General features: G+C 74.2%; 19 protein-coding genes and 1 pseudogene. 10 read left to right on the top strand and 10 right to left on the bottom strand.

Annotation, left to right across the window (positions count from 1 at the left end; translation table 11 throughout):
• Positions 1 to 158 precede the first annotated feature (158 nt).
• Both FHD63_RS00485 and FHD63_RS00480 read left to right on the top strand, forming a co-directional pair.
• A pseudogene (locus tag FHD63_RS00485) lies at positions 159 to 1,897 on the top strand (ABC transporter ATP-binding protein).
• On the top strand, positions 1,894 to 3,888 hold the full coding sequence (locus FHD63_RS00480) for an ABC transporter ATP-binding protein (protein WP_139719202.1): 1,995 nt from the start codon (positions 1,894 to 1,896) through the stop codon (positions 3,886 to 3,888). The pseudogene FHD63_RS00485 and the gene FHD63_RS00480 overlap by 4 nt, the downstream one beginning before the upstream one ends.
• A 6-nt stretch (positions 3,889 to 3,894) precedes the next feature.
• Here the strand turns inward: FHD63_RS00480 and FHD63_RS00475 are convergent, their stop codons facing one another.
• Genes FHD63_RS00475 through FHD63_RS00465 form a run of 3 tightly spaced genes read right to left on the bottom strand, consistent with a single transcriptional unit; the run spans position 3,895 to position 7,177 of the window.
• A complete protein-coding gene (locus tag FHD63_RS00475) occupies positions 3,895 to 5,061 on the bottom strand; it encodes an ABC transporter permease (RefSeq protein WP_238705713.1) in 1,167 nt (388 codons plus the stop codon).
• Positions 5,058 to 6,227 carry an ABC transporter permease gene (locus tag FHD63_RS00470; RefSeq protein ID WP_139719201.1) on the bottom strand — a complete coding sequence of 390 codons (1,170 nt, stop codon included), beginning with the start codon at positions 6,225 to 6,227 and terminating at the stop codon, positions 5,058 to 5,060. Before FHD63_RS00470 ends, FHD63_RS00475 begins: the two co-directional genes overlap by 4 nt.
• Positions 6,228 to 6,229: 2 nt before the next feature.
• A complete protein-coding gene (locus FHD63_RS00465; protein ID WP_139719199.1) occupies positions 6,230 to 7,177 on the bottom strand; it encodes an ABC transporter ATP-binding protein in 948 nt (315 codons plus the stop codon).
• A 116-nt stretch (positions 7,178 to 7,293) separates the two neighbouring features.
• Here FHD63_RS00465 and FHD63_RS00460 point away from each other — a divergent pair, with 116 nt between their 5' ends.
• Genes FHD63_RS00460 through FHD63_RS00450 form a run of 3 tightly spaced genes read left to right on the top strand, consistent with a single transcriptional unit; the run spans position 7,294 to position 10,894 of the window.
• The gene (locus FHD63_RS00460) at positions 7,294 to 8,058 is read left to right on the top strand and encodes a methyltransferase domain-containing protein (protein WP_202978396.1); all 765 of its coding nucleotides are present in this window, start codon (positions 7,294 to 7,296) and stop codon (positions 8,056 to 8,058) included.
• A complete protein-coding gene (locus FHD63_RS00455; protein ID WP_139719197.1) occupies positions 8,055 to 9,635 on the top strand; it encodes an FAD-dependent oxidoreductase in 1,581 nt (526 codons plus the stop codon). The genes FHD63_RS00460 and FHD63_RS00455 overlap by 4 nt, the downstream gene beginning before the upstream one ends.
• Complete coding sequence (locus FHD63_RS00450; protein ID WP_170215581.1) at positions 9,632 to 10,894, top strand: cytochrome P450; 1,263 nt, start codon at positions 9,632 to 9,634, stop codon at positions 10,892 to 10,894. The genes FHD63_RS00455 and FHD63_RS00450 overlap by 4 nt, the downstream gene beginning before the upstream one ends.
• Here FHD63_RS00450 and FHD63_RS00445 read toward each other — a convergent pair.
• Positions 10,846 to 11,259 carry a hypothetical protein gene (locus tag FHD63_RS00445; RefSeq protein ID WP_139719194.1) on the bottom strand — a complete coding sequence of 138 codons (414 nt, stop codon included), beginning with the start codon at positions 11,257 to 11,259 and terminating at the stop codon, positions 10,846 to 10,848. The genes FHD63_RS00450 and FHD63_RS00445 overlap by 49 nt on opposite strands.
• A 5-nt stretch (positions 11,260 to 11,264) precedes the next feature.
• The gene (locus FHD63_RS00440; protein ID WP_139719192.1) at positions 11,265 to 12,188 is read right to left on the bottom strand and encodes a phytoene/squalene synthase family protein; all 924 of its coding nucleotides are present in this window, start codon (positions 12,186 to 12,188) and stop codon (positions 11,265 to 11,267) included.
• Positions 12,189 to 12,235: 47 nt separating this feature from the next.
• Between FHD63_RS00440 and FHD63_RS00435 the strand changes: the two genes are divergently transcribed.
• Both FHD63_RS00435 and FHD63_RS00430 read left to right on the top strand, forming a co-directional pair.
• Positions 12,236 to 13,378 (top strand): lycopene cyclase family protein, encoded by a 1,143-nt coding sequence (locus FHD63_RS00435; RefSeq protein WP_139719190.1) that lies wholly within the window; start codon positions 12,236 to 12,238, stop codon positions 13,376 to 13,378.
• Positions 13,379 to 13,758: 380 nt separating this feature from the next.
• Positions 13,759 to 14,475, top strand: a complete 717-nt coding sequence (locus FHD63_RS00430; RefSeq protein ID WP_139719188.1) for a hypothetical protein — start codon at positions 13,759 to 13,761, stop codon at positions 14,473 to 14,475.
• 44 nt (positions 14,476 to 14,519) lie between these two features.
• Here the strand turns inward: FHD63_RS00430 and crtI are convergent, their stop codons facing one another.
• Positions 14,520 to 16,013, bottom strand: coding sequence for a phytoene desaturase family protein (gene crtI / locus FHD63_RS00425; RefSeq protein WP_139719187.1), 1,494 nt, complete (start codon positions 16,011 to 16,013; stop codon positions 14,520 to 14,522).
• Positions 16,010 to 17,659, bottom strand: coding sequence for an isopentenyl-diphosphate Delta-isomerase (gene idi, locus FHD63_RS16945; RefSeq protein WP_139719185.1), 1,650 nt, complete (start codon positions 17,657 to 17,659; stop codon positions 16,010 to 16,012). The genes crtI and idi overlap by 4 nt, the downstream gene beginning before the upstream one ends.
• Positions 17,660 to 17,853: 194 nt before the next feature.
• Between idi and FHD63_RS00415 the strand changes: the two genes are divergently transcribed.
• Both FHD63_RS00415 and FHD63_RS00410 read left to right on the top strand, forming a co-directional pair.
• A complete protein-coding gene (locus FHD63_RS00415; protein WP_139719183.1) occupies positions 17,854 to 19,704 on the top strand; it encodes a Na+/H+ antiporter in 1,851 nt (616 codons plus the stop codon).
• 32 nt (positions 19,705 to 19,736) lie between these two features.
• Positions 19,737 to 21,389: an NAD(P)/FAD-dependent oxidoreductase gene (locus FHD63_RS00410; RefSeq protein WP_139719181.1), complete on the top strand. Its 1,653-nt coding sequence runs from the start codon at positions 19,737 to 19,739 to the stop codon at positions 21,387 to 21,389.
• Between the two features lie 58 nt (positions 21,390 to 21,447).
• On the opposite strand, the gene FHD63_RS00405 is transcribed toward FHD63_RS00410, so the two are convergent.
• Entirely contained in the window at positions 21,448 to 22,362 is a 915-nt protein-coding gene (locus FHD63_RS00405) for an exodeoxyribonuclease III (protein ID WP_139719179.1), read from the bottom strand.
• 64 nt (positions 22,363 to 22,426) lie between these two features.
• On the opposite strand from FHD63_RS00405, the gene FHD63_RS00400 reads away from it, so the two are divergent.
• Positions 22,427 to 22,864: a hypothetical protein gene (locus FHD63_RS00400; RefSeq protein WP_139719177.1), complete on the top strand. Its 438-nt coding sequence runs from the start codon at positions 22,427 to 22,429 to the stop codon at positions 22,862 to 22,864.
• Between the two features lie 57 nt (positions 22,865 to 22,921).
• On the opposite strand, the gene FHD63_RS00395 is transcribed toward FHD63_RS00400, so the two are convergent.
• Together FHD63_RS00395 and FHD63_RS00390 are read right to left on the bottom strand one after the other, a co-directional pair.
• Complete coding sequence (locus tag FHD63_RS00395; protein ID WP_139719175.1) at positions 22,922 to 24,256, bottom strand: serine hydrolase domain-containing protein; 1,335 nt, start codon at positions 24,254 to 24,256, stop codon at positions 22,922 to 22,924.
• A gap of 160 nt (positions 24,257 to 24,416) precedes the next feature.
• The gene (locus tag FHD63_RS00390) at positions 24,417 to 26,768 is read right to left on the bottom strand and encodes an excinuclease ABC subunit UvrA (RefSeq protein ID WP_139719173.1); all 2,352 of its coding nucleotides are present in this window, start codon (positions 26,766 to 26,768) and stop codon (positions 24,417 to 24,419) included.
• Positions 26,769 to 26,782 lie beyond the last annotated feature (14 nt).

The following is a 26,782-nucleotide window of genomic DNA, read 5'->3' as shown; positions in this document are numbered from 1 at the left end:
TACCAGCGGACCGACGTCACGATCAGATCACGATCAGGTCACGGCGACAGGTTGACCGACCTAGCGTAAAGCGGTTCTGACCTGCAGGTATGCCCTTTACCTCACCGTCGGGAGGGAGGTCACAGCCCGCTGTCGGCGGGAGGGTGCACAATCAGGAGGTGCTCACCCGACTGCTGCGCCGCCACCTGCGGCCCTACACCGGGCTCGTGGCGGCGGTGCTGCTCCTGCAGCTGGTGGCGACCCTGGCCAGCCTCTACCTGCCCAGCCTCAACGCCGACATCATCGACCGCGGGATCGTCCAGACCGACCTGCCCTACATCTGGCGGGTCGGCGGCGTCATGCTCGTGGTCAGCGCCGTCCAGGCGGCCGCCCAGATCTGCGCCACGTGGGCCGCGGCGCGGACGGCGATGGGGGTGGGCCGCGACCTCCGGGCCGGGGTGGTGGAGCAGGTCCTGTCCTTCTCGACCCGCGAGCTCGGCCAGTTCGGGGCCCCCTCGCTCATCACCCGCAGCACCAACGACGTCCAGCAGGTGCAGCAGGTGACCTTCATGGCGCTCGTCATGCTCGTCGCCGCCCCCATCACCGCCGTCGGCGGTGTCGTCATGGCGGTCCGGCAGGACGTCGGCCTCTCCCCGCTCATCGCCGTGGCCGTCGCGGTCCTGCTCACCGGCATGGGGGTGATCATCGCGCGGATGGTGCCGCTCTTCCGGGCCAACCAGCGTCAGCTGGACGCCGTCAACCGGGTCCTGCGCGAGCAGATCACCGGCATCCGGGTCATCCGCGCCTTCACCCGGGAGCCGCAGGAGCGGCAGCGCTTCGCCCGCACCAACGCCGAGCTCACCGGCATCGGGCTGCGTCTCGGCGACCTCATGGCTCTGATGTTCCCCTTCGTCATGCTCGTCATGAACCTCTCCAGCGTGGGCGTCATCTGGTTCGGCGCCCACCGGGTGTCCTCGGGGGCGATGGAGGTCGGTGCGCTCACCGCCTACATCAGCTACCTCATCCAGATCCTCATGTCGATCATGATGGCGACGATGGTCGCGACGATGATCCCGCGCGCCACCGTCTCCGCCGAGCGCATCGGCGCGGTGCTCGGCACCAGCACCAGCGTCGTCGCCCCGGCGCAGCCACGCGAACCCCGGGCCGACGCCCGCGGCCTGGTCGAGCTGAGGGGCGTCTCCTTCACCTACCCCGGGGCCGAGCACCCGGTCCTGCGCGACATCGACCTCGTCGCCCGGCCCGGCACCACGACCGCGGTGGTCGGGGCCACCGGCTCGGGCAAGACCACCCTCGTCCGGCTGCTGCCCCGGCTGGCCGACGTCACCGGCGGCGCGGTGCTCGTGGACGGCGTGGACGTGCGCGACCTGGCGCCGGAGCAGCTCTGGTCGCGGGTGGGCCTGGTGCCGCAGCGGCCCTACCTCTTCTCGGGCACCGTCGCCAGCAACCTGCGCTTCGGCGACCCCGACGCCACCGACGAGCAGCTGTGGGAGGCGCTGCGGGTGGCCCAGGCCGACGACTTCGTCCGCGCCTTCCCGGAGGGGCTGGACCACCCGGTCGCCCAGGGCGGGGGCAACGTCTCGGGCGGCCAGCGGCAGCGGCTGTGCATCGCGCGGGCGCTCGTCGCCCGCCCGTCCGTCTACCTCTTCGACGACTCCTTCTCGGCCCTGGACCTCGCCACCGACGCGCGGCTGCGCGCCGCGCTGCGCCCGCTCACCCGGGACGCCACGGTCCTCGTCGTGGCGCAGCGCGTCTCCACACCATCGCCGACGCCGACCAGATCGTCGTCCTCGACGAGGGCCGCGTCGTGGGGACCGGCAGGCATACCGAGCTGGTGGAGACCTGCCCGACGTATGCCGAGATCGTCCGGTCGCAGCAGCACGGGGAGGTGGCCGCGTGAGCACCGAGGACGAGGACCGCGCTCCTGCCCCGCCACCGCGCCGGGGTCCCGGCGGGCCGCACGGCGCGGCGGTGCCCGTCGAGAAGCCGAGCGACTTCGCCGGCTCGGCCCGCCGGCTCGCCGGCCGGCTGGCCCCCTACCGCGCCTACGTCGCGCTGTCCGTCCTGCTCACCCTGGTGGCGGTGGTGCTCAGCGTCCTCGGGCCACGGGTGCTCGGCCGGGCCACCAACTACGTCTTCGCCGGCTTCCTGGGCGCGCGGATGCCGGAGGGCGCCAGCGTGGACGCGGTGGTCCGCGGGCTGCGGGCCGACGGGCAGGACACCATGGCCGACCTCGTGGAGGGCACGCCCTACCTCGTGCCGGGTCAGGGCATCGACTTCGGCGCCGTCGGGCGCACCGTCGCCGTGGTCGTCGTCCTCTACGCCGGCTCCGCGGTGCTCATGTGGGTCTCGACCCGGCTGGTCAACCGCATCTCGATGCGGACCGTCCGCGACCTGCGGGCGGACGCCGAGGACCAGCTGCACGAGCTGCCCCTGGCCTACTTCGACGGCCGGCCCCGCGGGGAGATCCTGTCCCGGGTCACCAACGACCTGGACAACCTGCAGCAGACGCTCCAGCAGACCTTCGGCCAGCTGCTCAACGCCCTCGTCACGGTGGTCGCGATCCTCGCCATGATGCTGTGGATCTCGCCCACGCTCACCCTCATCGCGGTGCTGTCCGTCCCGGTCTCGGTGCTGGTCACCGTGCTCATCGCACGCCGGAGCCAGAAGCTCTTCAAGGCCCAGTGGGCGCACACCGGCACCCTCAACGGCCAGATCGAGGAGGCCTTCACCGGCCACGAGCTGGTGACCGTCTTCGGTCGGCGGGAGCAGGTCGCCGGCCGGGTGCGGGAGATCAACGAGCAGCTCTACGACGTCACCTGGCGGGCGCAGTTCATGAGCGGCGTGATCATGCCCGCCATGTTCCTCATCGGCAACCTCGGCTACGTCCTGGTGGCCGTCGTGGGGGCGCTGCGGGTGACCTCGGGCACGCTGTCGCTCGGCAGCGTGCAGGCGTTCATCCAGTACTCCCGCCAGTTCACCCAGCCGGTGACCCAGGTCGCCTCCATGGCCAACCTGCTCCAGTCGGGCGTGGCGTCCGCGGAGCGCACCTTCGAGCTGCTCGACGCACCGCGCCAGTCGCCCGACCCGGCGGACGCGCCGCCGGCGCCCCGCGGCCGCAGCGGGCGCATCGTCTTCGAGGACGTCCGCTTCTCCTACGGCGAGGAGCCGCTCATCGAGGACCTGTCGCTCGTCGCGGAGCCGGGTCAGACGGTCGCGATCGTCGGGCCCACCGGCGCGGGCAAGACCACCCTGGTCAACCTCATCCTGCGCTTCTACGAGCTGGACGGCGGCAGGATCACCCTGGACGGCCGGGACGTCACCACCCTGACCCGGGAGGACCTGCGCTCCCGGGTCGGCATGGTCCTCCAGGACACCTGGCTCTTCGAGGGCAGCATCGCCGACAACATCGCCTACGGCCGGCCGGGGGCGAGCGCCGAGGAGGTGCGCGAGGCGGCCGAGGCGGCCTACGTCGACCGGTTCGTCCAGCACCTGCCCGACGGCTACGACACCGTGCTCGACGACGACGCGGGCGCCGTGTCCGTCGGGGAGAAGCAGCTCATCACCATCGCCCGGGCGTTCGTGGCCCAGCCCTCGCTGCTCATCCTGGACGAGGCGACCAGCTCGGTGGACACCCGCACCGAGCTGCTCGTGCAGGAGGCGATGGCCCGGCTGCGGGCCGACCGCACCAGCTTCGTCATCGCCCACCGGCTCTCGACGATCCGCGACGCCGACCTCATCCTCGTCATGGAGGCCGGCCGCATCGTCGAGCAGGGCACGCACGCCGACCTGCTGCGGCGCGAGGGCGCCTACGCCCGTCTGCACGCCGCGCAGTTCAGCGGCGCCGCCGTCCAGGTCGACGACGAGCACACCGCCGCCCCCACCCCCTAGCGCCGGCTACATCGCGCGGGCGAGGCTGCGCCGGAGCAGCACCGAGCCGAGCAGGAGCACCCCGACGGCCATCGCGGCGAGCACGCCCAGCTGCGGGAGGACGTCGGCGAGGTCCGCCCCGCGGCGCTGGAGCTGCGCCATGGCGTCGTTGGCCCACGCGTGCGGCGTGAGCCGGGCGACCCGCCGCAACGAGTCGGAGTAGAGCTCGAGCGGCACCATCGAGCCGCCGACCGCGCCGATCACCAGCCCGGCGCCCACCGCCAGACCGCTGGCGGCCCCCTCGCTGTCCACGAGCACCCCGATGACCATGGCCGTGCCGGCCGCGACGAGCGCGAAGACGAGCAGCACGAGCAGCGCCACCCCCAGCGAGCCCCACCGGACCCCGAAGAGGAGGCTGGAGGCGGTCATGATGTAGCCGCCCTGGACCAGCGCGATGACCACCCGACCCGCCGTCAGCCCGGCCATCGCCTGGGCCGTCGTCACCGGCGCGGCCAGGGTGCGCCGGACCACCCCGTCCCGCCGCGCCTTGATGAGGGACGCCGAGGCGTTGAGGGTGCTGAGGAAGACGAAGAGCAGCAGCTGGGCGACCGCACCCCCGTCGAAGCGCTCGGCCCCCTCGAACGCCACGGCCACCGGGTCCTGCGGCTGCTGCACGAGCAGCCGGGCCGGGGGGACCCGGCGCGCGGCGTCGTCCAGCGCCGCGCGCGCCGCGGGCTCCTCCCCGAACCCCTCCAGCAGGGAGACCTGCGTGGCCTCGAGGGCGACCGCCTCCGCCTGCGCCCGGACCACCTCGGCCACGGCCGGGGCCTGGGAGGAGGAGCCGCTGACGACCTGCAGGTCCAGCGGGACGCCGTCGCGGTATGCCGTCTCCGCCTCCGCGTCGACGAGCACCGCGACCTCGGCGCTGCCGCGGGAAACGTCCTCGCGGGCGCGCTCGGCCGAGTCCCGGGAAGTGACCTCGAGGCCGGCGTCCTCCCACCCGGCGACGAGGGCCTGCGTCGCCGCACCTCCCGGTCCGTGCACCGAGACGGGCGCCCCCGTCCGGTCGCTGCCGAACTGCCAGCCGATGACCGCGACCATGGCCAGCGGGAGGACGAGGACGAAGAACAGGTTGGACCGGTCGGCGAAGAAGCGCCGCAGCTCCACCCACGAGATGGCCAGCACCGCCCTCACAGCACGTCCCTCCGTCCCGGCACCAGCACGGCCAGCGCGGTCATCGCCACGCACATCAGCCCCATGGCCGCGAGGACCGGGAGCAGGTCGGTCACGCCCCCGCCGCCGGAGGTGATGCCGAGCCCGCGGCCCAGCGCGGTGACCGGGTTGAGCTGCAGCACCTGGCCGAGGACCCCCTCGGAGCCCACCCGGAAGAAGGAGCCGCCGCTCATGCCGAGGGTGATCGCGACGATGGTCTGCGCCACCCCCGCCTGCTCGGCGGTGCGCGCGACCCGGGCGATGACGAACATGATCGAGGTCGCCGCGGCCACGACGGCCATGAGGAGCACGGCGATCACCCCAGGCGAGCCGAGGTGCACGTCGTCGAAGAGGACGGCGCCGGCGAGCAGCAGCACCCCGGTCGCCAGGACCCCCAGCACCCAGCTCGACAACCCCTTGGACAACGGCACCCACCACGCGGGGATGGGCATCGACAGCAGCCGCGCGAGCGTGCCCCACTCCCGCTCGACGACCAGCCCGAGGACCCCGAAGCCCACGGTGAAGAGCAGGAAGAAGCCGGCCTGCCCGGCGACGATGCCCTCCCGTGCGGACAGCTGCTCGTCGTCCGCGGCGCCGGCCGTCCACCGGACGGAGGGGCCGGTCGCGTCGTCGGAGGAGAGCGCCGCCTCGACCTGCCCGGGCCCCGCGCCCAGCTCCTCCGCGGCGGCGGCGGTCCGCGCCGTGGCGGTGAACTGCCGCAGCACCCCGTCCACGACCGCGGTGACGACGTCGCCCTCGAGGCCGACCGAGTCGGAGAGGCGCACGCGCACCGACGGTGCCGCGCCGTCCGCGAGCGCGCCGGAGAAGCCGGCCGGGACGGCGACCGCCGCCCCCACCTCGCCGTCGTCGAGCAGGCCCGGCACGTCGGCGGGCTCCGCCTCGACGACCGTCACGTCCACCGCTCCGTCCAGCCCGCCCAGGGTCTCCCTGAGGGTCTGGGTCAGCGGGTCGTCCGCCGGTCCGCTCACCGCGACGCTGACCGGCTCCAGGTCCTGGGTGAGCGGCGCGAAGACGAGGGAGAAGACCCACATGAGCGCCAGCGGCACGGCGAGGCCGAAGATGAAGACCGACCGGTCCAGCACCTGCTGCCGCAGGTCCGAGCCCACCATGACCAGGACGCGTCGCATGCTCAGTCCCGCAGCGCCTTGCCGGTGAGGTGCAGGAAGACGGACTCGAGGTCGGGCCGGTTGATCTCGACGTCGCGCAGCGCCATCCCCGCCGCGGTGGCGGTGGCCACGATCGCGCTGATCGCCTGCGGTGCCCCCTGCACCACCATGACGAGGCGTCCCTCGCCGGCGACCCGGTGGACCTCGCGCACGGCGGGTATGGCGCCCACCGCCGCCTCGACCTCCTCCAGCGGGCCGTCGCCGGCCAGGGTCACGGTGTCGGTGCGGCCGGTGAGCTCGACCAGGGAGTCCCGGGTGCCCTCGGCGATGACCCGACCCGCGTCGATGATGCCGATCCGGTCGCAGAGCCGCTCCGCCTCCTCCATGTAGTGGGTGGTGTACAGCACCGCCATCCCCTCCCCGGACAGCGCCTCGACCGACTCCAGGATGGCGTTGCGCGACTGCGGGTCGACGCCGACCGTGGGCTCGTCGAGGATGAGCAGCCGCGGCTCGTGCAGCAGCCCGATGGCGATGTTGAGCCGGCGCTTCATCCCCCCCGAGAAGGTCTTGCTGGCTCCCGTGGCGCGGTCGGTGAGGCCGACGACCTCCAGCACCTCGGCGACCCGACGCCGCAGGGTGGACCCCCGCATGCCCTGCAGCCGACCGAAGAAGGACAGGTTGCTGCGTGCCGAGAGCTCGGGGTAGATCGCCAGGTCCTGCGGCACGAGGCCCAGGTGGCGCTTGGCGGCGAGGGGGTCGCTGCCCATGTCGACCCCCTGGATGCGCACCGACCCGCCGTCCGGTCGCAGCAGCCCGGCGATCATCGAGATCGTCGTCGTCTTGCCCGCGCCGTTGGGCCCGAGGAGGCCCATCGTCTCGCCGGGGGCGATGCTGAGGCTGACGCCGTCGACGGCGGTGGCCTGACCGAAGGAGCGGCGCAGCCCCTCGACCTCGAGCACGGGAGTGGTCATGGCGACCAACCTAGGGTGTCGGACGGGGCGGCACCCGTGACATCTGTCGTCCCTGCGGGGTGACCTGCGGGGTGACCTGCGCCGCCGCGCCGGGGGCGCAGCATAGGCTGAGCAGCGTGGCTGACGTTTCGAGGACCGGGCGCAGGACGACGGCGCGGCTGGACGAGGAGTTCGACCGCGCGGCGGGCCGCTACGACCTGCTGACCCGGCTCAACCCGGGCTACCACGGCGCCCTGGCCGGCGCCGCCGCCGACCTGGTGGGCGCCCTGCCGGAGGGCCCCCTCGTGCTGTGGGACCTCGGGTGCGGCTCCGGCCTGTCGACCGGTGCCCTCGTCGGGGCGGCCGGCCCCCGGGCACGCATCGTCGGCCTGGACGCGTCCGCGGGCATGCTGGCGCAGGCCCGCGCCAAGGAGTGGCCGCCCGGCGTCAGCTTCGTGCACGCGCTCGCCCAGGACCTGCCGGTCGTGGCGGCCGCCGAGCTGGACGGCACCGCGGACGGGGTGCTCGCGGCATACCTCCTGCGCAACGTGCCGGCCGGGCAGCGGGACGACGTGGTGGCCGCCATCGTCGACCAGGTGCGCCCCGGGGGCTGGGTGGCGCTGCAGGACTACCACGTCAAGGGGGACCGTCGGGCGGCGCTGACCTGGTCGGCGGTCTGCCGTCTCGTGGTCACCCCGCTCGCGGCGCTCACCCGCGGCAACCCGGCGATCTACGCCTACCTGCGGCGCAGCGTCCTGGACAACGACTCCACCGGCGAGCTGGCGGCGCGGCTGCACCGTGCCGGCCTGGTGGACCTGCGGTGGAGCACGCCCCGGGGGTGGCAGCGCGGCATCCTGCACACCGTGCTCGCCCGCCGTCCGCACGAGGGGGAGACGTCGTGAGCACGCGTCCGATCCCGCCCGGGCGCGACCGGCGCGCCGTGCGCCATCCCGGCCCCGCCGGGACGGCGAGGGTCCGGGAGCCGCGTCGGGTGGTCGTGGTCGGCGGCGGCATCGCGGGCATCGCCGCGGCCACCGTGCTCGCCGAGCGCGGGGCGCAGGTGACCCTCGTCGAGGCCCAGGACCAGCTCGGTGGGCGGGTCCGCGCGTGGCCGCTCGAGGACGACCGCACCATGTCGCGGGGCTTCCACGCCTTCTTCCGGCAGTACTACACGCTGCGCTCGCTGCTGCGCCGCGTCGACCCGACCCTGGCCCACCTCGTCCCCGTCCCCGACTACCCGCTGCGCCGGGGTGACGGCCTCACGGACTCCTTCGCGGTCCTGCCCGCCAGCCCGCCCGCCAACCTCGCGACCTTCGTGGTCCGCAGCCCCACCTTCCCGCTGCGCGGCCTGGCCTCGGTGCACCTGCCCAGCGCGGTGGAGCTCATCGACGTCTCCTACCCCGAGAGCCACGAGCGCTACGACGGGGAGTCGGCACAGGCGTTCCTGGACCGGCTGCGCTTCCCCGAGGGCGCCCGGCACCTGGCGCTGGAGGTCTTCGCCCGGTCCTTCTTCGCGCACCCGGACGAGTTCGGCGCCGGGGAGCTGGTGGGCATGTTCCACGCCTACTTCACCGGCTCCTCCGAGGGGCTGCTCTTCGACGTCCCGGACGACGACTACGACACCGTGCTGTGGGAGCCGCTGCACCGCTACCTCCTCGCCCACGGCGCGGACGTGCGCACCGGCACCCGCGTGCAGGACCTCGAGGCGCCCGCGGACGACGAGGGCTCCCCGTGGCGGGTGCGGCTCGAGGACGGCGAGACCCTCGACGCGGACGCCGTGGTCCTGGCCACCGACCCCCGGACGACCCGGGCCCTGGCTGCGGGACTGCCGGCCCACGACGCGGACCAGGAAGACTGGCAGCGGCGGCTGGCCGACGGCCGCAACGCACCACCCTTCGTCGTCCTGCGGGTGTGGCTGGACGGGCACGTCGCCGAGGGCCGGGAGGCCTTCCTCGGCACCAGCGGCTACGACCTGCTCGACAACGTCACCGTGCTGGAGCGCTTCGAGTCCGGCGCCGCACGCTGGTCCGCCGAGCACGGCGGATCGGTCGTCGAGCTGCACGCGTATGCCGTGGACCCGGCCCGCGACCCGTCCCTGGCGGCGACGGACGGCGACGGCGAGCGGGGCGTCGACACCGCGGCCGTCCGCGAGCGCCTGCTGCGCTCCCTGCACGAGGTCTACCCCGAGACCGCGGCGCTGACGGTCCGGCACGAGGAGCTGCTCGTCGACGACGACTGCGGCCTGGTCGGCACCGGCCCCTGGCGCGACCGGCCGACCGTCACCACGCCCCACCCGGGTCTCACCCTCGCCGGCGACGGCGTGCGGGTGGACTGGCCGGTGGCCCTCATGGAGCGCGCTGCCGTGACCGGGGTGCTCGCGGCCAACGAGCTGCTCGCCGGCTGGGGCGCGCAGGGCGAGGACGTCTGGACCGTCCCGCTGCAGGGCATCCTGCGCCCCGGGCGCTACCTGTCCCGATGAGCTGCCCCGCGCACCCCGACGAGGGCGGCCCGGGCGCCGAGGGGGCCCGGCGGGCGCGCCGCCCCGAGGAGCCGGCGACCCCCCGGGTGGAGCGGGTGGACGCCGGGGGCCGGCCCGGGGTCAGCACGGTGTGGCGGCTGCGCGCGCTGCAGCCCGCACGCCAGCTGCTCCGGGCGCGGCACGCGACGACCCAGGCCGGGTTCACCGCCGAGGCCATCCCCCAGGGCCGTCTCGAGCACCACCCGGTCCTCGTCTCGGACGGCCCCACGCATGACGACCAGCGGCGCAAGGTGGCGCGGTTCCTCGCCCCGGCCGTCGTGACCGAGCGCTACGGCGACCTCATGGCCCAGGTGGCCGACCGCACGGTGGCCCAGGCCCTGGAGAGCGGCCGGTGCCGGCTCGACGAGGCCGCGCTGCACTACACCGTCGAGGTCACCGCCGAGCTGGTCGGGCTGACCGAGTCCGACGTGCCGGGGCTCTCGCGGCGGCTGGTGTCGTTCTTCAACCAGCCGCCCTTCGACATCGCCCGCGACGACCTGGGGCGTAGCCGCCGGGACTGGGCCCGGGCGGCCCGCAACGGGTTGTGGCCGGTCGCCCGGCTGTGGTGGCACGACGTCCGTCCGGCCATCCGGGCGCGGCGCCGCCGGCGCCGCACCGACATCATCAGCCACCTGCTCGACGAGGGCTACAGCCGCACGAGCATCCTCGTCGAGTGCGTCACCTACGGCACCGCGGGCATGGTGACGACGCGGGAGTTCATCGTCATGGCCGCCTGGCACCTGCTCGGGGACGACGCCCTGCGGGAGCGCTACCTGGCGGCGGAGCAGCCTGAGCGGCTGGCGGTCCTGGAGGAGATCATCCGGCTCGAGCCGGTCGTCGGCCACCTCTACCGCCGGGTCCGTCAGCCCGTCGAGATCACCGACGGTGAGCAGACCTGGACGATCCCGCCCGGAGACCTCGTGGACGTGTGCGTGCGCGCCACCAACACCGACCCCGAGGCGGTCGGCGCCGACCCCCAGCAGCTGTGCCCCGGCCGCGGTATGCCGCGGGGCACCGCCGGCTACGGCCTCGCCTTCGGCGACGGCGAGCACAAGTGCCCGGGTCAGCCCCTGGCGCTGCTGGAGTCGGACGCGCTGCTGGTGCGGCTGCTCGCGCACCACCCGCGGCTGGTCGCCGAGCCCGAGCTGGGCTGGGACCACCTCATCGAGGGCTACTGGCTGCGGGGCTTCGAGCTGACGCTCCCCTCCGGGAGCGTGTGACGGTAGGTCCACGACGTCAGCGCGGTGGCCACCATGGCGATGAGCACGCCGAGGAAGACGTGGGGGGCCACGACGCCGGAGGACCCCAGCCCGGTCTGGACCGCCACCAGCGCCGCGAGCAGGACCGCGAGGGTGACGTTGACCGGCCCGGCCGAGGCGCGCAGGACGAGGTAGACCAGCGCGCAGGCCACCGTCAGCGCCAGGGTGACCCAGGCCCCCACCTCGTGGAACACCCGGTAGCCGAACTCACCGCCGATGAAGGCCGCCGCCCACCCGGCCTGCGCCACGACCGCGCTCAGCACGAGCGTCGCCGCCGAGCGCAGCACGATGAGGTGCGGGTGCGGCAGCGGGGGGAGCGAGGGCATACCTCTCACCGCGCGCCCACGGGTCCGGGGAGCCGCCGCAGCGGGCCACGGGCCAGCACGTCGGCGAGCAGCGCGACCTTCACCGGGCGCGGCACACGGCGGCGCTCGGTGAAGACGTCGTAGTCGGCAGCCTCGATCCGGTCGAGGATGAGGGCGTACATGCGCAGCGCCGTGGCCACGCACCGGGCGCTGCGCGCCGGCAGCATGGCGACGCCCTGCGAGGCGTGGGCGTAGAGACCGCGGTTGCGCTCGATCTGCTCGGCCATCATCGTGCGCCACTGCGGCGTCACCCGACGCTCGTGCGGGTCGGCGCCGTGCCGGGCGAGGTCGTCCTGCGGGAGGTAGACGCGCCCCCGGTCGAGGTCCTCGCCGACGTCGCGCAGGAAGTTGGTGAGCTGGAAGGCCAGCCCGAGGGACCGGGCCGGGCCCTTGGCGGCCGGGTCGTGCGGCTCGAGGACCGGCAGCATCATCTCGCCGATGACGGCGGCCGAGCCTTCCATGTAGCCGTCGCGCAGCTCCTCCCAGCTGGCCCAGGTCTCCCGGGTGAGGTCGAGCTCCATGGCGCGGAAGAAGCGGTCGAAGCACTCGGGGTCGGTGCCGCGGCGCCGCAGACTGTCGGCGACCGCCGCCATGACCGGGTCGGCGGAGCCGCCCTGCGCGAGCGCGTCGGTGAAGAGCTGCTCGAAGCCGCGCAGCCGGACCCCCGGGTCGGGGTCGGCGGGCACGGGCACGTCGACCGTCTCGGGCTCGTCGACGATGTCGTCGGCCAGGCGGCAGAGCGCGTAGACGGCGTAGACGTCGCGGCGCTGCTCCGGGGCCAGCAGCCGGGCACCCCAGTAGTAGGTGGTCCCGTGCCTCTTGGTCAGCTCCCGGCACCGTTCGTAGCCGAGCTCCAGGTGGGGGTCGGCCGCCGACGCTCCGGAATGCATGGCGTCAGCCTAGTGCGGCTAGGGTCGGCGCCGGAGGTGAGACGCGCGTGAAGGACGTGGCGATCGTCGGGCTCGGCCCGGCCGGACGAGCCCTGGCGTCGGCCTGCGCGGCCCGGGGCCTGTCCGTGCTCGCGGTCGACCCGCGACCGGGAGCTGCCTGGACCCCGACCTACGGCGCGTGGACCGAGGAGCTGGTCGGTCTGCCACCCGGGGTCGTGCGGCAGCGGATCGAGGTGCCCGAGCTGTGGGCACGGGGCCGCCACCGGCTGCCCCGGGCGTATGCCGTGCTCGACAACGCGGCGCTGCAGGCCGCCCTGCCGCTGGACGGGGTCGAGCTGCGCGAGGCCCGGCTGGACGACGCCGGCGTGAGCGGGCTGGCCGCCGAGGCGAGGGTCGTGGTGGACGCGCGCGGCGCGCGCCCGGCCGGGCGGCGGCCGCAGGACCCGGCTCCCGCGCAGACCGCGTACGGCATCGTGGTGGACCGTGCGGACGCGGCGCCGGCGCTGGCCGGTGCCGAGGGGATCCTCATGGACTGGAGCACCGACTGGTCGGAGGCTCCCGACTCCCCGCGGGGTGTGCCGAGCTTCCTCTACGCCCTCCCGCTGGACGAGGATCGGGTCCTGCTGGAGGAGACCTGCCTCGCCGCCTCCCCCGCGCTGGGGGTCCCGGCGCTGCGTGAGCGGCTGCGCCGACGGCTCCTGCGGAGGGGTGTCCGGGCCGGGGCGGTCGAGGACCCCCTCGCCCGGGAGACGGTCTGGATCCCCATGCGCGGGCGGGACGAGCCTGCGCCTCCCGACACCCTCGCCGTCGGCACGGCCGGTCGCGGGGGCCACCTCGTCACCGGCTACTCGGTGGCGCACTCGCTGCGCTCGGCGCGGTCGCTCGCCGACCGGCTCGCAGCAGGAGAGGCGCCCTCGGTCGCCGACCCGGCACGCCCCGGGGACCTGCTCCGGCAGGCCGGGCTGCGCGCGCTCCTGCGGCTCGACACCGCCGGTACCGTCGCGCTCTTCGAGGCCTTCGGCACCCTGCCGGTGCACCGCCAGCGGGCCGTCATGGCCCGGGACGCCGGGTCCGGGTCGCTGGGGGCGGCCATGTGGGGGATGTTCGCCGCAATGCCCCCCGCCGGGCGCGCGGCGTTGGTGCGGGCCACCCTCGGGCCTGCGCGACGTCCGCCCGACACCCGCGCCTGAGCAGCCGAACCCGGCAGCGTCGGACGCCACGTTCTCGCTTGCCCCGCGCCAGACCGCCCTGTAGTTTTCTTCTGTCGTCGCCCATGGTGACGGCCGTTGCCCCGGACCCGGCAGCTGATCATCACACGTCTGATGGTGCCGCAGGGACGGGGTTTCGTGCTGTGACGGATGCAGCAGCACCTTCCTTCTCCCCATGTGCAGGGCGCCGACCGTCCACGAGGGAGAGCAGCATGACCAGCACGAGTCCGATACAGCAACCGGTCACGCGTCAGGACACGGCCGGTGGGCCGTTCCGTCGCACGGTGCGAGGCAGGACGACGCCGCGCCCTGCAGGCTCACCCACCGCTGCCCCTGCCCGCCCGCGTACCGCCGTCGCCACTGTGGTGCACCACGAGCACGAGGCCCTGCTGGGGCAGGTCGACGGGTTGTCCCTCAGCACGTGGCCCCCCGACGTGCACGTGGTGGCCTCGGTCAGTGACCGGGAGCTGACCCGCAACCGTCTGCCCATCCGGTCCGACCGGTGGGAGACCCGGGTGCCCCGGATGCAGATGCCCCGGACCCCGTGCGGGTGGCAGCACCGGGCGATGCTCATGGCGATGGACGAGGCGGCGACCGCCGACGTCGAGGTGCTGATCTTCCTCGACGTCCGCAGCATTCCCGCCACCGGCCTCCTCGAGGCCTACGCCGAGCTCGCGGGCCCGGCCGTCGACGGGCCGCCGACCGTGCTCGAGGCCGAGGTGCTGGACCTCCTGCCGCCGGGTCCTCTGGGCTACCCCGTGTCGAGGGAGCTGGCGGCCTGGACGGCCACCCGGCAGGACGGCGCGCACGACCCCGACCCGCTGGTCTGCCCGGCATCCTTCGCCGTCGCGGCGCGGCACTGGGAGCAGGTGCGCACCGCCTGGACGCAGCTGCGCCGGGACCGGTCGGCGCAGGCCACGCCCACGGACGCCGTGCTCGCCCTCGGCGGCCTCCGGGTCCTGGCCCCGCGTACGCGTGTCTACCTCCAGCACCATGACGCCACCACGGCGCGATACATGCACGGCCGGGGAGACCAGCTCGTCGACGCGGGGACGAGCACCCAGTCGATGCCCGCCTGACACGACGTGGCGCCGGACCCTGGTGAGGCCTCGCAGGGCCCGGGTCAGGCCGGACGACCCAGCATCTGGCCTACCCGCTGGGCCGCCAGCCGTCCGGAGGGCAGCACCATCGGGACCCCGACGCCGGGCACCGTCCCGGAGCCGGCGAAGACCAGCCCCGGCACCCGCCGGTCGATGTTGTTGGGGCGGAACGGCCCGGTCTGCGGGAAGGTGTGCGCCAGCGCGAAGGGGGTGCCGGCCGCCATGCCCTGGTCGTGCCAGTCGGCCGGGGTGACGAGCTCCTCGGTGACGATGTCGGTGGGGTAGCCGTTCTCCTGCAGGAAGCCGAGCAGGCGCTCGCGCATCATGTCGCGGGTCGACTGCGCCTCCCAGTCGATGCTGCCGACCTCGAGGTGGGGCACCGGCTCCAGGACGTAGAGGGTGCTGTGACCCTCCGGCGCCGCCTCCTCGTCGTCGAGGGAGTGCATGGTCACGAGCCGCGACGGGTCGCTCATGAGGGTCCCGCGCTTGAGCAGGTCGTCGAACGCCTCGGACCACTGGTGGCCGAAGTGGATGTTGTGGTGCGCCTTTCCGTCCGCCACCCCGCGGACGCCGACGTGCCAGACCACGCAGGAGGGCGAGTAGTTGCCGCCCAGCAGACCGCTCACCGCCCGCGGGGGGCGCACGTCGGGCAGCCACCACCGGTATGCCGTGGGCAGGTCGACGGTGCACACCACCGCGTCGGCCGCGATCCGCTCGCCGTCGTCGGTGGCCACACCCCGCACCCGGCCGGAGGAGTCGCGCACGAGCTCGGTGACCGAGGTGCCGTAGCGGAACTCGGCGCCGGCGTCGGCGGCCGCACCCGCGAGCGCCTCGGGGACGGCACGCATGCCGCCCTTCGGGAAGTAGACCCCCTCGATCGAGTCCATGTAGGTGATGACCGCGTAGATGGACAGCGCCTCGTCCGGGGCCAGCCCGGCATACATCGCCTGGAAGGAGAAGAGCCGGTGCAGCCGCTCGTCCCGGAACCGTCGCCGGATCATCGGGCCCAGGCGACCGAAGCCGCCCATGGCCAGCAGCTTCGCAGCGGCGCGGGGGTCGGCGAGCAGGTCCGTGGGCCGGTCGAAGTTGCGGTCGATGAACGACCCCATCTCGGTGAGGTAGAGCCGGCGCAGCCAGATGACGAACTCGTCGAAGGCGGCGGCGTCGAGGCTGCCGCACTCGCGGTGGATCTCGGCGCGCATCGCCTCGTGCCCGTGGCGCACCTCCAGGGTGCTGCCGTCGGCGAAGAAGCCACGGTATGCCGGGTCCAGCAGCTTCAGGTCGAGGCGCTCGGCGAGGCTCGAGCCCGCGGCCCGCAGCGGCCGGTCGATGAGGTCGGGCATCGTGAGCACCGTCGGGCCGGTGTCGAAGGTGAACCCGTCGCGGGTGAGCCGGCCGGCGCGGCCGCCGGGCACGTCCTCCCGCTCGACCACCGTCACCCGGTGGCCGTCCCCGACCAGGTGGCAGGCGGCGGCGAGGCCGCTCAGCCCCGCCCCGACGACCACGACGTGGCTCATGCGTCCCGCCAGGCGATCGCGCTCGCCTCGTCGCGCAGCCCGGCCAGGCCGGCCTCGCTCAGCCGGTCGGTGTCCAGGACGGCCTTCGCCGCCTCGACCTCCTCGGCGATCCGTCGCTCCATCTCCTCGCGCACTCCTGCCTCCTCCAGCGCCTGCCGCAGCACGCGCACGTCGTCGGGCCGCGTCTGCGGCGTGGTGATCCGGGTCATCGTCTCCGCCGCGGCCCCGGTGAGCCGCTCCGCCCCCAGCACCCAGATCATCGTGGCCTTGCCCTCACGGAGGTCGTCGTCGCACGGCTTGCCGGTCACGGCGTCGTCGCCCCACACGCCGAGCACGTCGTCCCGCCAGGCGAACGCCCGGCCGAGGTGCCAGCCGTAGGAGCTGAGGATCTCCTGCTGCCGAGGGTCGGCCCGCGCCGCCATCGCCCCCAGCTGGAGGGGGCGCTCGATGGTGTAGGCGCCCGACTTCAGCGCCGCGACGTCGTGGGCGTGCCCGGCGTCCCGTCGGCCGGCCGCGGCCCCGGTGAGATCGGCCCGCTGACCGGCGATGAGCTCGAGGTTGAGCTCGTACCAGCAGTCGCGCAGCAGCGGGGGCAGCGGCACCACCAACCGGTCCGCCACCGAGTGGGCCAGGTCCCCGAGCAGGATGGCGAGGTTGTCCCCGAAACGGGCGGCGTCGCCGTGTCCGCCCCCTCGCCGGTGCCGGTCGGCCGCCACCACGTGGGCCGCGGGGGCCCCACGTCGGAGGGGCGACTCGTCCATGACGTCGTCGTGGATGAGGGCGAAGGCGTGGAGCATCTCCAGCGCCGCGCTCACGCGGACGACGTGCTCGTGGGCGGGGGTGTCGGCGCGGCCGCCGGCCGCGACGAAGCCCCAGTGGCACATGCGCGGGCGCAGCCGCTTGCCGCCGGCACGCACGAGGTCGCGCAGCCAGGTCGGCAGGTCGCCCGGATCCGGGGAGAGGAGGTCGACCGGGCCGGCCGCGGACAGCCCCGACCACATCTGCTCGGTCCAGGCGCACTCGCGGTCGATGAGCTCGCCGACGCGGGCCAGGGTGTCCCCGACCGGCAGGTCGGCCGGGTCGTCACCGGGCACGGGTGCCTCGAGGGGCAGCCGCGCCCGCTCGGCCTCCAGCAGCGGGATCTGCTCGGCCGCCCACGGGCTGATGAGCCAGGGGGTGGCCCGTGCGGTGGCGACCAGGTCGTCCCAGTCGACCCAGCGGTGCTCGGCGACCTCCTCCGCGGCGGGGTCGAGCTCGCCCACGACGGTCCCGACGAAGACCGGGCAGATCTCGTGCTCGACGACGCCGCTCGCGTCGACCGCGCGGTAGCGGAAGTCGGGCAGCGCGACCGACAGACGCTCGACGGTGACGCCGAGCTCCTCGCCGAGCCGTCGCCGCACCGCGTCGACCTCCTCCTCGCCCGGGCGGGGGTGGCCGCAGCACGCGTTGGTCCACACCCCCGGCCACGTCTTCTTGGCGAGGGCCCGTCGGGTCATGAGGACCCGGCCCTGACCGTCGAAGAGGTAGAGGGAGAACGCCAGGTGCAGCGGGGTGTTCTCGTCGTGCACGGTCAGGCGCTGCGCCGTGCCCACGGGCCGGGCGTGCTCGTCGAGGAGCACCACCTCGTCCTCGGGCTTCTGCTGCACCTGACCTCGTCCGTCCTGGGGCAAGGGCCCTCCTGCAGGGTCACGTTCTCCGGCGGCCAGGATCGGCCCGGGAGCCTTCGGCCCAGTCTACGGGCGCCCCGCCCAGGTGCCCACCTGAGCACCGGGTCGACGCCCGGGCCAGCGGCGACTGCGCGGCCGCGCCACCCGGCGGGCGGGTGGAGGACAATCACCTCGTGGAGATCGCCGTCCTGCTCGTGCTGCTCGCGGTCGTCGTCATCGCGGGCGAGGCGCTGTCCGAGCGCCTCGGGGCGCCGGCGCCGCTGCTGCTGACCGTCGTCGGCATCGGGCTGTCCTTCGTGCCCGGGGTCCCGGAGGTCCACCTCTCGCCGGAGATCGTGCTCATCGGCCTGCTGCCCCCGCTGCTCTACACCGCTGCCCTGTCCACCTCGCTCGTGGACCTCAAGGCCAACCTGCGGCCGATCCTGCTCCTGTCGGTCGCGGCCGTGCTCGTGACCATGGTGGCGGTCGCCGGGCTCATGGTGGCGTTGCTCCCGGACATCGGCTGGCCGGTCGCGCTGGCCATCGGGGCGATCGTCGCCCCGCCGGACGCCGTGGCGGCCACCGCCGTGGGGCGCCGCATCGGACTGCCGCGACGGGTCGTGTCCGTGCTCGAGGGCGAGTCGCTGCTCAACGACGCCACCGCCCTCGTCGCGCTGCGCACGGCCATCGCCGCCATGGCGGGAGGCGTGAGCGCCACCGGTGTGGCCGGCGACTTCCTGCTGGCCGCCGGGGGCGGGGTGCTGGTCGGCCTCGTCCTCTACCGTCTCGTGGCCTGGATCCGGCGTCGCGTGCACGACCCGCTCCTGGACACCGCCGTCTCCTTCGTGACGCCCTTCGCGGCATACCTGCTGGCCGAGGCCGTCGGCGCCTCGGGCGTCTTCGGCGTCGTCGTCGTCGGCCTGCTCCTGAGCCACCGGTCGCTCACCCTGCAGACGGCCCGCGGCCGCATCGTGGAGAGCACGACGTGGAGCACCATCTCCTTCCTGCTGGAGAATGTCGTCTTCCTGCTCATCGGGTTGCAGGCGCGCTGGATCGTCGAGGACCTCTCCGGCTCCGAGCTCCCGCTCGGCACGATCGTCACCGTCTGCCTGGGGACGCTGGTGACGGTCGTGGCGGTGCGGATGGCCTGGGTCCACCTCACCCGGCCGCTGCTGGGCAGCCGCCTCGGCGACCGCCGTCAGCCCGCCGGGCTGGCCGAGACGACGCTCATCGGCTGGGCGGGGATGCGCGGCGTGGTCACCCTCGCCGCCGCGTTCATCCTGCCGGTCGACGTGCCCTACCGCGACCTGCTGCTGCTCGTGGCCCTCACCGTCGTCGCGGGCACGCTGCTGCTCCAGGGCCTGACCCTGCCCGCGCTCACCCGGATGCTGCGGGTGCGTGCCCCCGACCCCGCCGACGACGCGCTGGCGCGTGCGACGCTCCTGCAGCAGGCGGCCACCGCGGGGCTGGAGCGGCTCGAGGAGCTCGAGACGGAGACGGACGCGGAGGTCGCCCGCACCATCCGGCAGCGCCTGGACCAGCGCACCTTCGCGGCGTGGGAGCAGCTGTCGACCACCGAGGGGCGGCAGTCCCCCTCCGAGACGTATGCCGAGCTGCGGCTCGCGATGATCGCCGCGGAGCGCGAGCGCATCATGCACATCCGGGCCAAGGGCAAGGTGCCGTCGACGGTGGTGCGCCAGGTGCTCGGCATGCTCGACCTCGAGGAGTCGATGATCGACACGTCGAGGGCCGCCCGGCAGGACATCCGGGCGACGGGCAGCGACGGTCACATCCAGTGCGCCGAGCTCCAGGCCTACCCCCGCGCACCGCGCGTCGAGAACCCCGTCTGCGAGCCGTGCGAGCGCGAGGGCCGCGAGGTCGTCGCGCTGCGGCAGTGCCTGGAGTGCGGGCACGTCGGGTGCTGCGACTCCTCCCCGATGCAGCACGGAACGGCCCACTTCCACGAGACCGGCCACCCGGTCATGCAGTCCGCCGAGCCGGGCGAGAGCTGGCGCTGGTGCTTCGTGCACCACCTCGCCACCTGAGCGAGAGGGCCGAACCGGCATACCCTGGGCCCGTGAGCCACACGCCGGCCGTCGTCGTCCTCTCCGGCACGCACCTGGACACCCTGCTGTCGCAGTTCGCGCGCTACAGCGGCGAGTACGCCGTCATCCCCACCAGCACGCCGCTGGCCGCGAAGCAGCTCATCGCCACGATGGTGGCCGACGGCATCCCGATCGCCCTGCTCGTCGTCGACCACCCGGTGGCCGGGGTGGCCACCGAGGACGTGCTCGCCGCCCTGCGCCACCTCGTGCCCACCGCCCGCCGCGTCGCGGTCTGCCACTGGGATCACTTCCGGCAGGGGTCCGCCGAGATGCGGACCCCGACCGCGACCGGCGCCCTCGACGCCTTCCTGCTCATGCCGCGCGGCAAGCGCGACGAGGAGTTCCACGTCGCCATCGGCGAGCTGCTCAACGACTGGAACGCGACGGTCGCGACGCCCGAGGTGGAGTCGGTCCAGATCGTCGCGCCGCAGCAGGACGCCCTGACCCGCGCGCTGGTGGACTACCTGGGGCGGGTGGGGGCGCCGACCGGGGTGCACACCCCGGACAGCGAGGTGGGCCGCACCGTGCTCGCTCGGCTGGAGGGCCCGCCCGGGTGGCCCGTCGTCGCGACCTTCGACGGCCGGGTGGGCGCGGTGCGCTCGGTCCGCGACGTGGCGACCCGGCTCTACGGCCGTCCCGACGAGATCGAGCAGGACCAGGTCGCCGATGTCGCCGTCGTGGGCGGGGGCCCGGCCGGGCTCGCCGCGGCGGTCTACGCCTCCAGCGAGGGGCTCCGCACGGTCGTGCTGGAGGCGGAGGCGATCGGCGGGCAGGCGGGCACCAGCTCGATGATCCGCAACTACCTCGGCTTCCCGCGGGGCATCTCCGGTATGCGCCTGGCCCAGCGGGCGCGGACGCAGGCCATCCGATTCGGGACGCAGTTCTACACCGGGTGGCCCGCCGTGGATCTGGTCCCCGGGGAGCCCGGTCCCCACCGCGTGGTCACCGAGGGCGGGGACGTCGTGGCCCGGACCGTCGTCGTCGCCACGGGCGTGGAGTACCGCCGTCTCGGGGTCGCGCCGCTGGAGGAGCTGGTGGGCCGGGGGGTGTACTACGGCGCGGCGATGGCGGCCTCCCGCGAGATGGAGGGCCGCGACGTCGTCGTGGGGGGCGGCAACTCAGCCGGCCAGGCGGCCGTGCACCTCGCCCGCTTCGCCCGCACGGTCACCGTCGTGGTCCGCCGCGACGACCTCTCCTCGACGATGTCGGCCTACCTCGTCGCCGAGCTCGACGCGAACCCCCGCATCACGGTCCACGGCCGGGGCCAGGTGGTGGACGGCGGCGGGGACGACCGCCTGGAGTGGCTCGAGCTCGAGCAGCGCGGCACCGGGGTGCGCACCCGGGTCGAGGTGGGTGGCCTCTTCCTGCTCATCGGGGCCGAGCCGCACTGCGAGTGGCTGCCCCCGGAGCTGGCCCGGGACGAGCGCGGCTTCGTGCTCACCGGCCGGCAGGTGCCGCAGCAGCGGTGGGTGGAGCAGCTGCCGCCGCCCCCGCTCGCCACCAGCGTCCCGGGGATCTTCGCGGCCGGCGACATCCGGGCGGGGAGCATGAAGCGGGTCGCCTCGGCGACCGGCGAGGGCGCCTCCGTGGTGTCCCTCGTCCACGGCTACCTCGACGCCGGCTGACGGCCGCGGGCGCCGAGGGCTCGCGGCGCAGGGCCGGGCGCCGGCCTGCCCGACGCGCTCAGAGGTCGTAGTCGACGACCACCGGCGCGTGGTCCGACAGCCGCGTCCCGGCGTGCTCCCGGTCGACCTCGGCGCGCACCGCGCGTCGGGCCAGCCCGGGCGTGGCCAGGTGGTAGTCGATGCGCCATCCGACGTCCTTGGCGTAGGACTGCCCCAGCCAGGACCACCACGAGTAGGGACCCGCGGTGTCCGGGTGCAGGCGCCGCACGACGTCGACGAGGGTGCGGGGGGACAGCTGGGCGTCGAGCCAGGCGCGCTCCTCGGGGAGGAAGCCCTCGGCCTGCTGGCTGCGGCGCCAGGCCGCGACGTCGAGGTGGGTGTGGGCGACGTTGAGGTCACCGGTCAGCAGCAGGTCGCGTCCCCGGGCCCTGGCCTCGCGGCGGGCGCGGGCGAGCTGGCGGCCGAAGGCGTCGAGGAAGTGCATCTTGCGCTGGTACTTCGCGCCCCCGTCCGGCGCCTCCCGCATCCGGCCGGGCCGCTGCAGGTGGGCCGGGAGGCCACCCTTGGGCAGGTAGAGCGTGGCCACCGTCAGGGGTGCGTCGGCCAGGTCCACCTCGAGGTAGCGTCCCTCCGCGGCATACCGGGAGATCCCGCGGGCCAGGGTGGGGACCTGCGCCGGCACGGTCGAGGTATGCCGCTCGCCCGGCGCCCGCACGAGCACCTCCGCCCCCCAGGTGCGCACCGCGGCGGGTGGCTGCCGGGTGAGGACGGCGACGCCGTTGCGGCCGGGGATGGTGCCCGGCTCGTAGACGGCGTGGTAGCCGCCGAAGGCGTCGTCGGGGAGGTCGGCGAGGGTGCAGCGGACCTCCTGCAGGGTCACGACGTCGGCGTCCCGGCCGGACATCCACTCCCCGAAGCCACGACGCAGGGTGGCGCGGATGCCGTTGATGTTGACGGTGGCGATGCGGAGCACCCGGCGATGCTACGGACCGCCCTGCGCAGTTGCCGCACGAGGGCGCAGGGCACACTGTGGAGCCATGAGCGAGAACCCCTACGAGGACGAGAGCGGCATCCCCGACTACAGCCCCGAGCAGGAGGCCGAGGCCGAGGTCAACCTGGACGAGCCGAGCTCGACGGCCGACGTGGCCTGGAGCCCGCCGGACCGGCGTCCGGTCAGCTCGGAGTTCGCCGACGACGACGCGAGCGAGGAGACCATCGACCAGCGGATCGCCCAGGAGCTGCCCGAGGAGGGCACCTCCTACGGCCGGCCCGAGCACGGCGGCGAGGACACCTCGCGCGAGCCCGAGCTGCTCGGCGGCGACGACCCGGACGCCATCCCGGCCGACCAGGACGTCCTCGGCGGCGACGCGGGCGAGGACGTCGACCAGCCCGAGGCCGGCGCCGGCGACGCGGCCGAGGAGGCCGCGATGCACGTCACCGAGGGTGAGTGGGACAGCACCGACGAGCGCCCCTGACCCGTACCCCACCCGGCCCCGCCCGTGGTCGCCAGCAGGCGACCGCGGGCGCTGCCGTCAGCAGGAGGCGACGAGCATCGGGACCAGCAGGTCGGTGAGGTCGTAGAGCGCGTCCTGGGCGACGGTCAGGTCGCGACCGGTCACCCCGAGAGCCAGCTGGCGCGAGCCGTCGCGCGAGCTGAGCGCCAGGCTGAGCGAGCCGAAGCTCGCCCCGTCGTGGCCGTGCAGGAACTCGCCCGGTCGGCAGGGGTCGGGGATGGCGTAGGTGCCCAGCCCGTAGCCCAGGGGGTTCTCCGAGGACGGCGTCACCATCTGCTCGACCGACTCCTCCGAGACCAGGTCGCCGGACAGGAGGGCCCGGGTGAGGTCGTCGAGGTCCTCGACCGTGCTGAGCGCGGACCCGCTGTGCGAGAAGACGTCCGGGTCGAAGCCGTCCAGCCCGATCCAGCCCCGGCCGTCGACGTACATCGCCTCGTGCAGGGCCGGACCACGCAGGCCAGGCTCGTCGAGCACGCGGGTCTGCCCCATGCCTGCGGGCCTGCGGATGCGCTCGTCCACCAGCGCCTCGACCTGCTCGCCGGTGGCCTCCTCGAGCAGCATGCCGAGCGCGACGTAGCCGGCGTTGGAGTAGCTGAACTGCGCACCCGGCTCCCCGACCCACGGCGCGGCGTTGACGGCGGCGATGTGCTCGGCGTCGCTGTAGTCGCGGCCGATCGCCGACACGAAGGCGTCCCAGTCCTCCGGGTCCGTCCCCGCGTAGGGGGCGATGAGCTCGTAGGTGCCCAGCGGCATACCGGAGGTGTGGCTGAGCAGGTGGCGGATCGTCACCCCGGGGTGGTCCGGGAAGAGGCCCGGTATGACGTCGTCCACCAGCGTGTCCAGCGTCCAGGTCCCGGCCTCCACCTCCTGCATGACGAGGGTGGCGACCATCATCTTGGTGTTGCTGGCGACGCGCAGCGGGCTGCGCTCCAGCGCCGGCGTCCGCCCGGCGAGGTCGCGGGTGCCGGCCGCGTCCGACCAGCGCAGCGTGGGGGTCTCGACCGTCGCCGTCACGCCGATGGCGCCGTCGGTGACCAGCTGGTCCAGGGCGGCGTCGAGGTCGGGGCGGGGGAAGCTGGGCAGCCGGGCGGGGCCGGGCACGTCCTGCGCGGTGGCCGACGGGGACGAGCGCTGCACGCTCACCCGGGTCGCCGCCTGCGCCGCGGCCCCCCGCAGCGCCTCCCGGACGGCTTCCTGGTCGGCGGGGTCGTCGGCCGCGCCGAGGGCGCCGACCGGGGTCCGCGTCGGCGAGGCGTCCCGGGAGTCCTGCGGCACCGTGGTGGCGGCCGGGATCGTGGCCAGGCTCAGCGCGAGCGCGGTGGCGGTGACGGTGGCTGTGGTGCGGCGGTGCATGGTCGTGCCCTCCCAGGTGTCGATGACCGATGACCCCACCCTCGCGCTCGACCCCCCGCTCGCACATCCACCTGGGGTGCGAGATCGGCTCGGTCGCGAGGATGAGGTCGCACCGGCCCGACGAGGTCGTCAGGAGGCGACCAGATGCGGCTCCCGGTGGTCAGGAGGCGACCCACTCCCGCAGGTGCTCGGCGGTGAGGGTGTCCCCGTCCGCGACCATCTGCGCGGGCGTGCCCTGGAAGACGACGCGGCCGCCCTCGTGGCCGGCCCCCGGGCCGATGTCGACGACCCAGTCGGCGTTCGCGACCACGGCCAGGTTGTGCTCGATGACGACGAGGCTGTGCCCCTGGTCCACCAGGGTGTGCAGCATGCCGACGAGGCGCTCGGTGTCGGCGAGGTGCAGCCCGGCGGTGGGCTCGTCGAGGACGATGGTGGTGCCCTTGCCGCCGAGCTGGGCGGCCAGCTTGAGCCGTTGACGCTCCCCGCCGGAGAGCGTGGTGAGCGGCTGGCCCAGCCGGAGGTACCCCAGGCCGACGTCGACCAGCCGGGCCAGGATGCCCCGGGCCTTGCCCGTGCTGAAGACCTCGGCCGCCCGTGCGATGGACAGCTCGAAGACGTCGGCGATGGTCAGCCCGTGCAGGGTGTGCTCCAGGACGTCGTCGCGGAAGCGCTGGCCCCCGCAGGTCTCGCACCGGGACGGGCCGCCGACGAGCATCCCCTGCTCCGGGTAGATCACGCCCTGCCCGTTGCAGGCCGGGCAGGCACCCTCGGAGTTGGGCGAGAAGAGCGACGCGGAGACGCCGTTCTCCTTGGCGAAGGCGGTGCGGATCGGGTCGAGCAGCCCGGAGTAGGTCGCCGGGTTGGAGCGCCGCGAGCCCCGGATCGCGGACTGGTCGACGATGAGCACGTCCTCGCGGCCCCCGAGCGAGCCGTGGACCAGGGAGCTCTTGCCCGACCCGGCGACCCCGGTGACCGCGACGAGCACCCCGGTCGGCAGGTCGACGTCGACGTCCTGCAGGTTGTGCGTCGAGGCACCCCGGATCTCGATCGACCCTGTGGGCGTGCGCACCTCCTCGCGCAGCGGCATACGGTGGTCGAGGTAGTGACCGGTGACGGTGTCGGAGCCGCGCAGCCCGGCGACGTCCCCCTCGAAGGTGATGGTGCCGCCGTCGCTGCCGGCACCCGGGCCGATGTCGATGACGTGGTCGGCGGCCTCGATGACGTCCGGCTTGTGCTCGACCACGAGGATGGTGTTGCCCTTGTCGCGCAGCGAGGTCAGCAGCGCGATCATCCGGCGGATGTCGTGCGGGTGCAGCCCGACGGTCGGCTCGTCGAAGACGTAGGTGACGTCGGTGAGCGCGCTGCCCAGCTGGCGGATCATCTTCACCCGCTGCGCCTCGCCCCCGGACAGGGTCCCCGCCTCCCGGTCGAGGGAGAGGTAGCCCAGCCCGATCTCGGTGAACGCGTCGAGCATCGCCGCCAGGTTGGCGACCAGCGGCTGCACGGAGGTGTCGTCGATCGCCCGGACCCACCCGGCGAGGTCGCTCACCTGCATCGCCGTGCACTCGCTGATCGTCGTGCCGTGCACCGTCGCGGTCCGCGCCGCCTCGTTGAGCCGGGTGCCGCCGCACGCGGAGCAGGGGCCCGTCGTCGCGACCCGCTCCTTGAACTCGATCATGTGCTTCTGCTTCGGCTCCTTGTCGCCGAAGAGGGTGCGCCGGATCCGCACGACCAGGCCCTCGTAGGTCAGGTTGATCCCCGCGAACTTCACCTTCGTCGGCTCCTGGTGCATCAACCAGTGCCACTCGCGCTCGGAGTAGTCGGCGAGCGTCTTGTCCATGTCGAGCTTGCCGTCGGCCGCCGCCCCCTCGTCGCCGTACATCTTCCAGCCCCAGGTGCCCACGCCGTACCCCGGGACGAGGATGGCGCCCTCGTTGAGGCTCTTGCCGCGGTCGACCACGGCGTCCTCGTCGATCGCGGCGCGGGTGCCGAGCCCCTCGCACACGGGGCACATCCCGCCGATGAACTCGAAGGTCGCGGCCTCGCCCTTCGGTGGCTTGCCCCCCTTGTCGACCACCACCCGGCCGCTGCCGCTGGCGCTGGCCAGGTTGAACGAGAAGGCCGAGCTGGGTCCGACGTGCGGCTCGGACAGCCGGCTGAAGAGGATGCGCAGCAGCGCGTAGGCGTCGGTCGCGGTGCCCACGGTCGAGCGCGCGTTGGCGCCGAGCCGCTCCTGGTCGACGACGATCGCCGCCGACAGCCCGTCGAGCTCCTCCACCTCCGGCCGGCTGGTCACCGGCATGAAGGACTGGAGGAAGGCCGAGTAGGTCTCGTTGATGAGCCGTTGGCTCTCGGCGGCGACGGTGCCGAAGACGAGGCTGGACTTGCCGGACCCGGACACGCCGGAGAAGACGGTGAGCCGGCGCTTGGGGATGTCGACGTCGACGTCCCGGAGGTTGTTGACCCGGGCGCCGCGCACCCGGATGACGTCGTGGCTGTCCGCGGGGTGCATGGGCCGATCGTGCC

Origin of the sequence: Serinicoccus chungangensis (assembly GCF_006337125.1) — a bacterium.
In the GTDB taxonomy this organism is placed as follows: Bacteria; Actinomycetota; Actinomycetes; order Actinomycetales; family Dermatophilaceae; genus Ornithinicoccus; species Ornithinicoccus chungangensis.
Note: the sequence above shows the minus strand (reverse complement) of the source record. Positions and strands in the feature narration are given on the sequence as shown.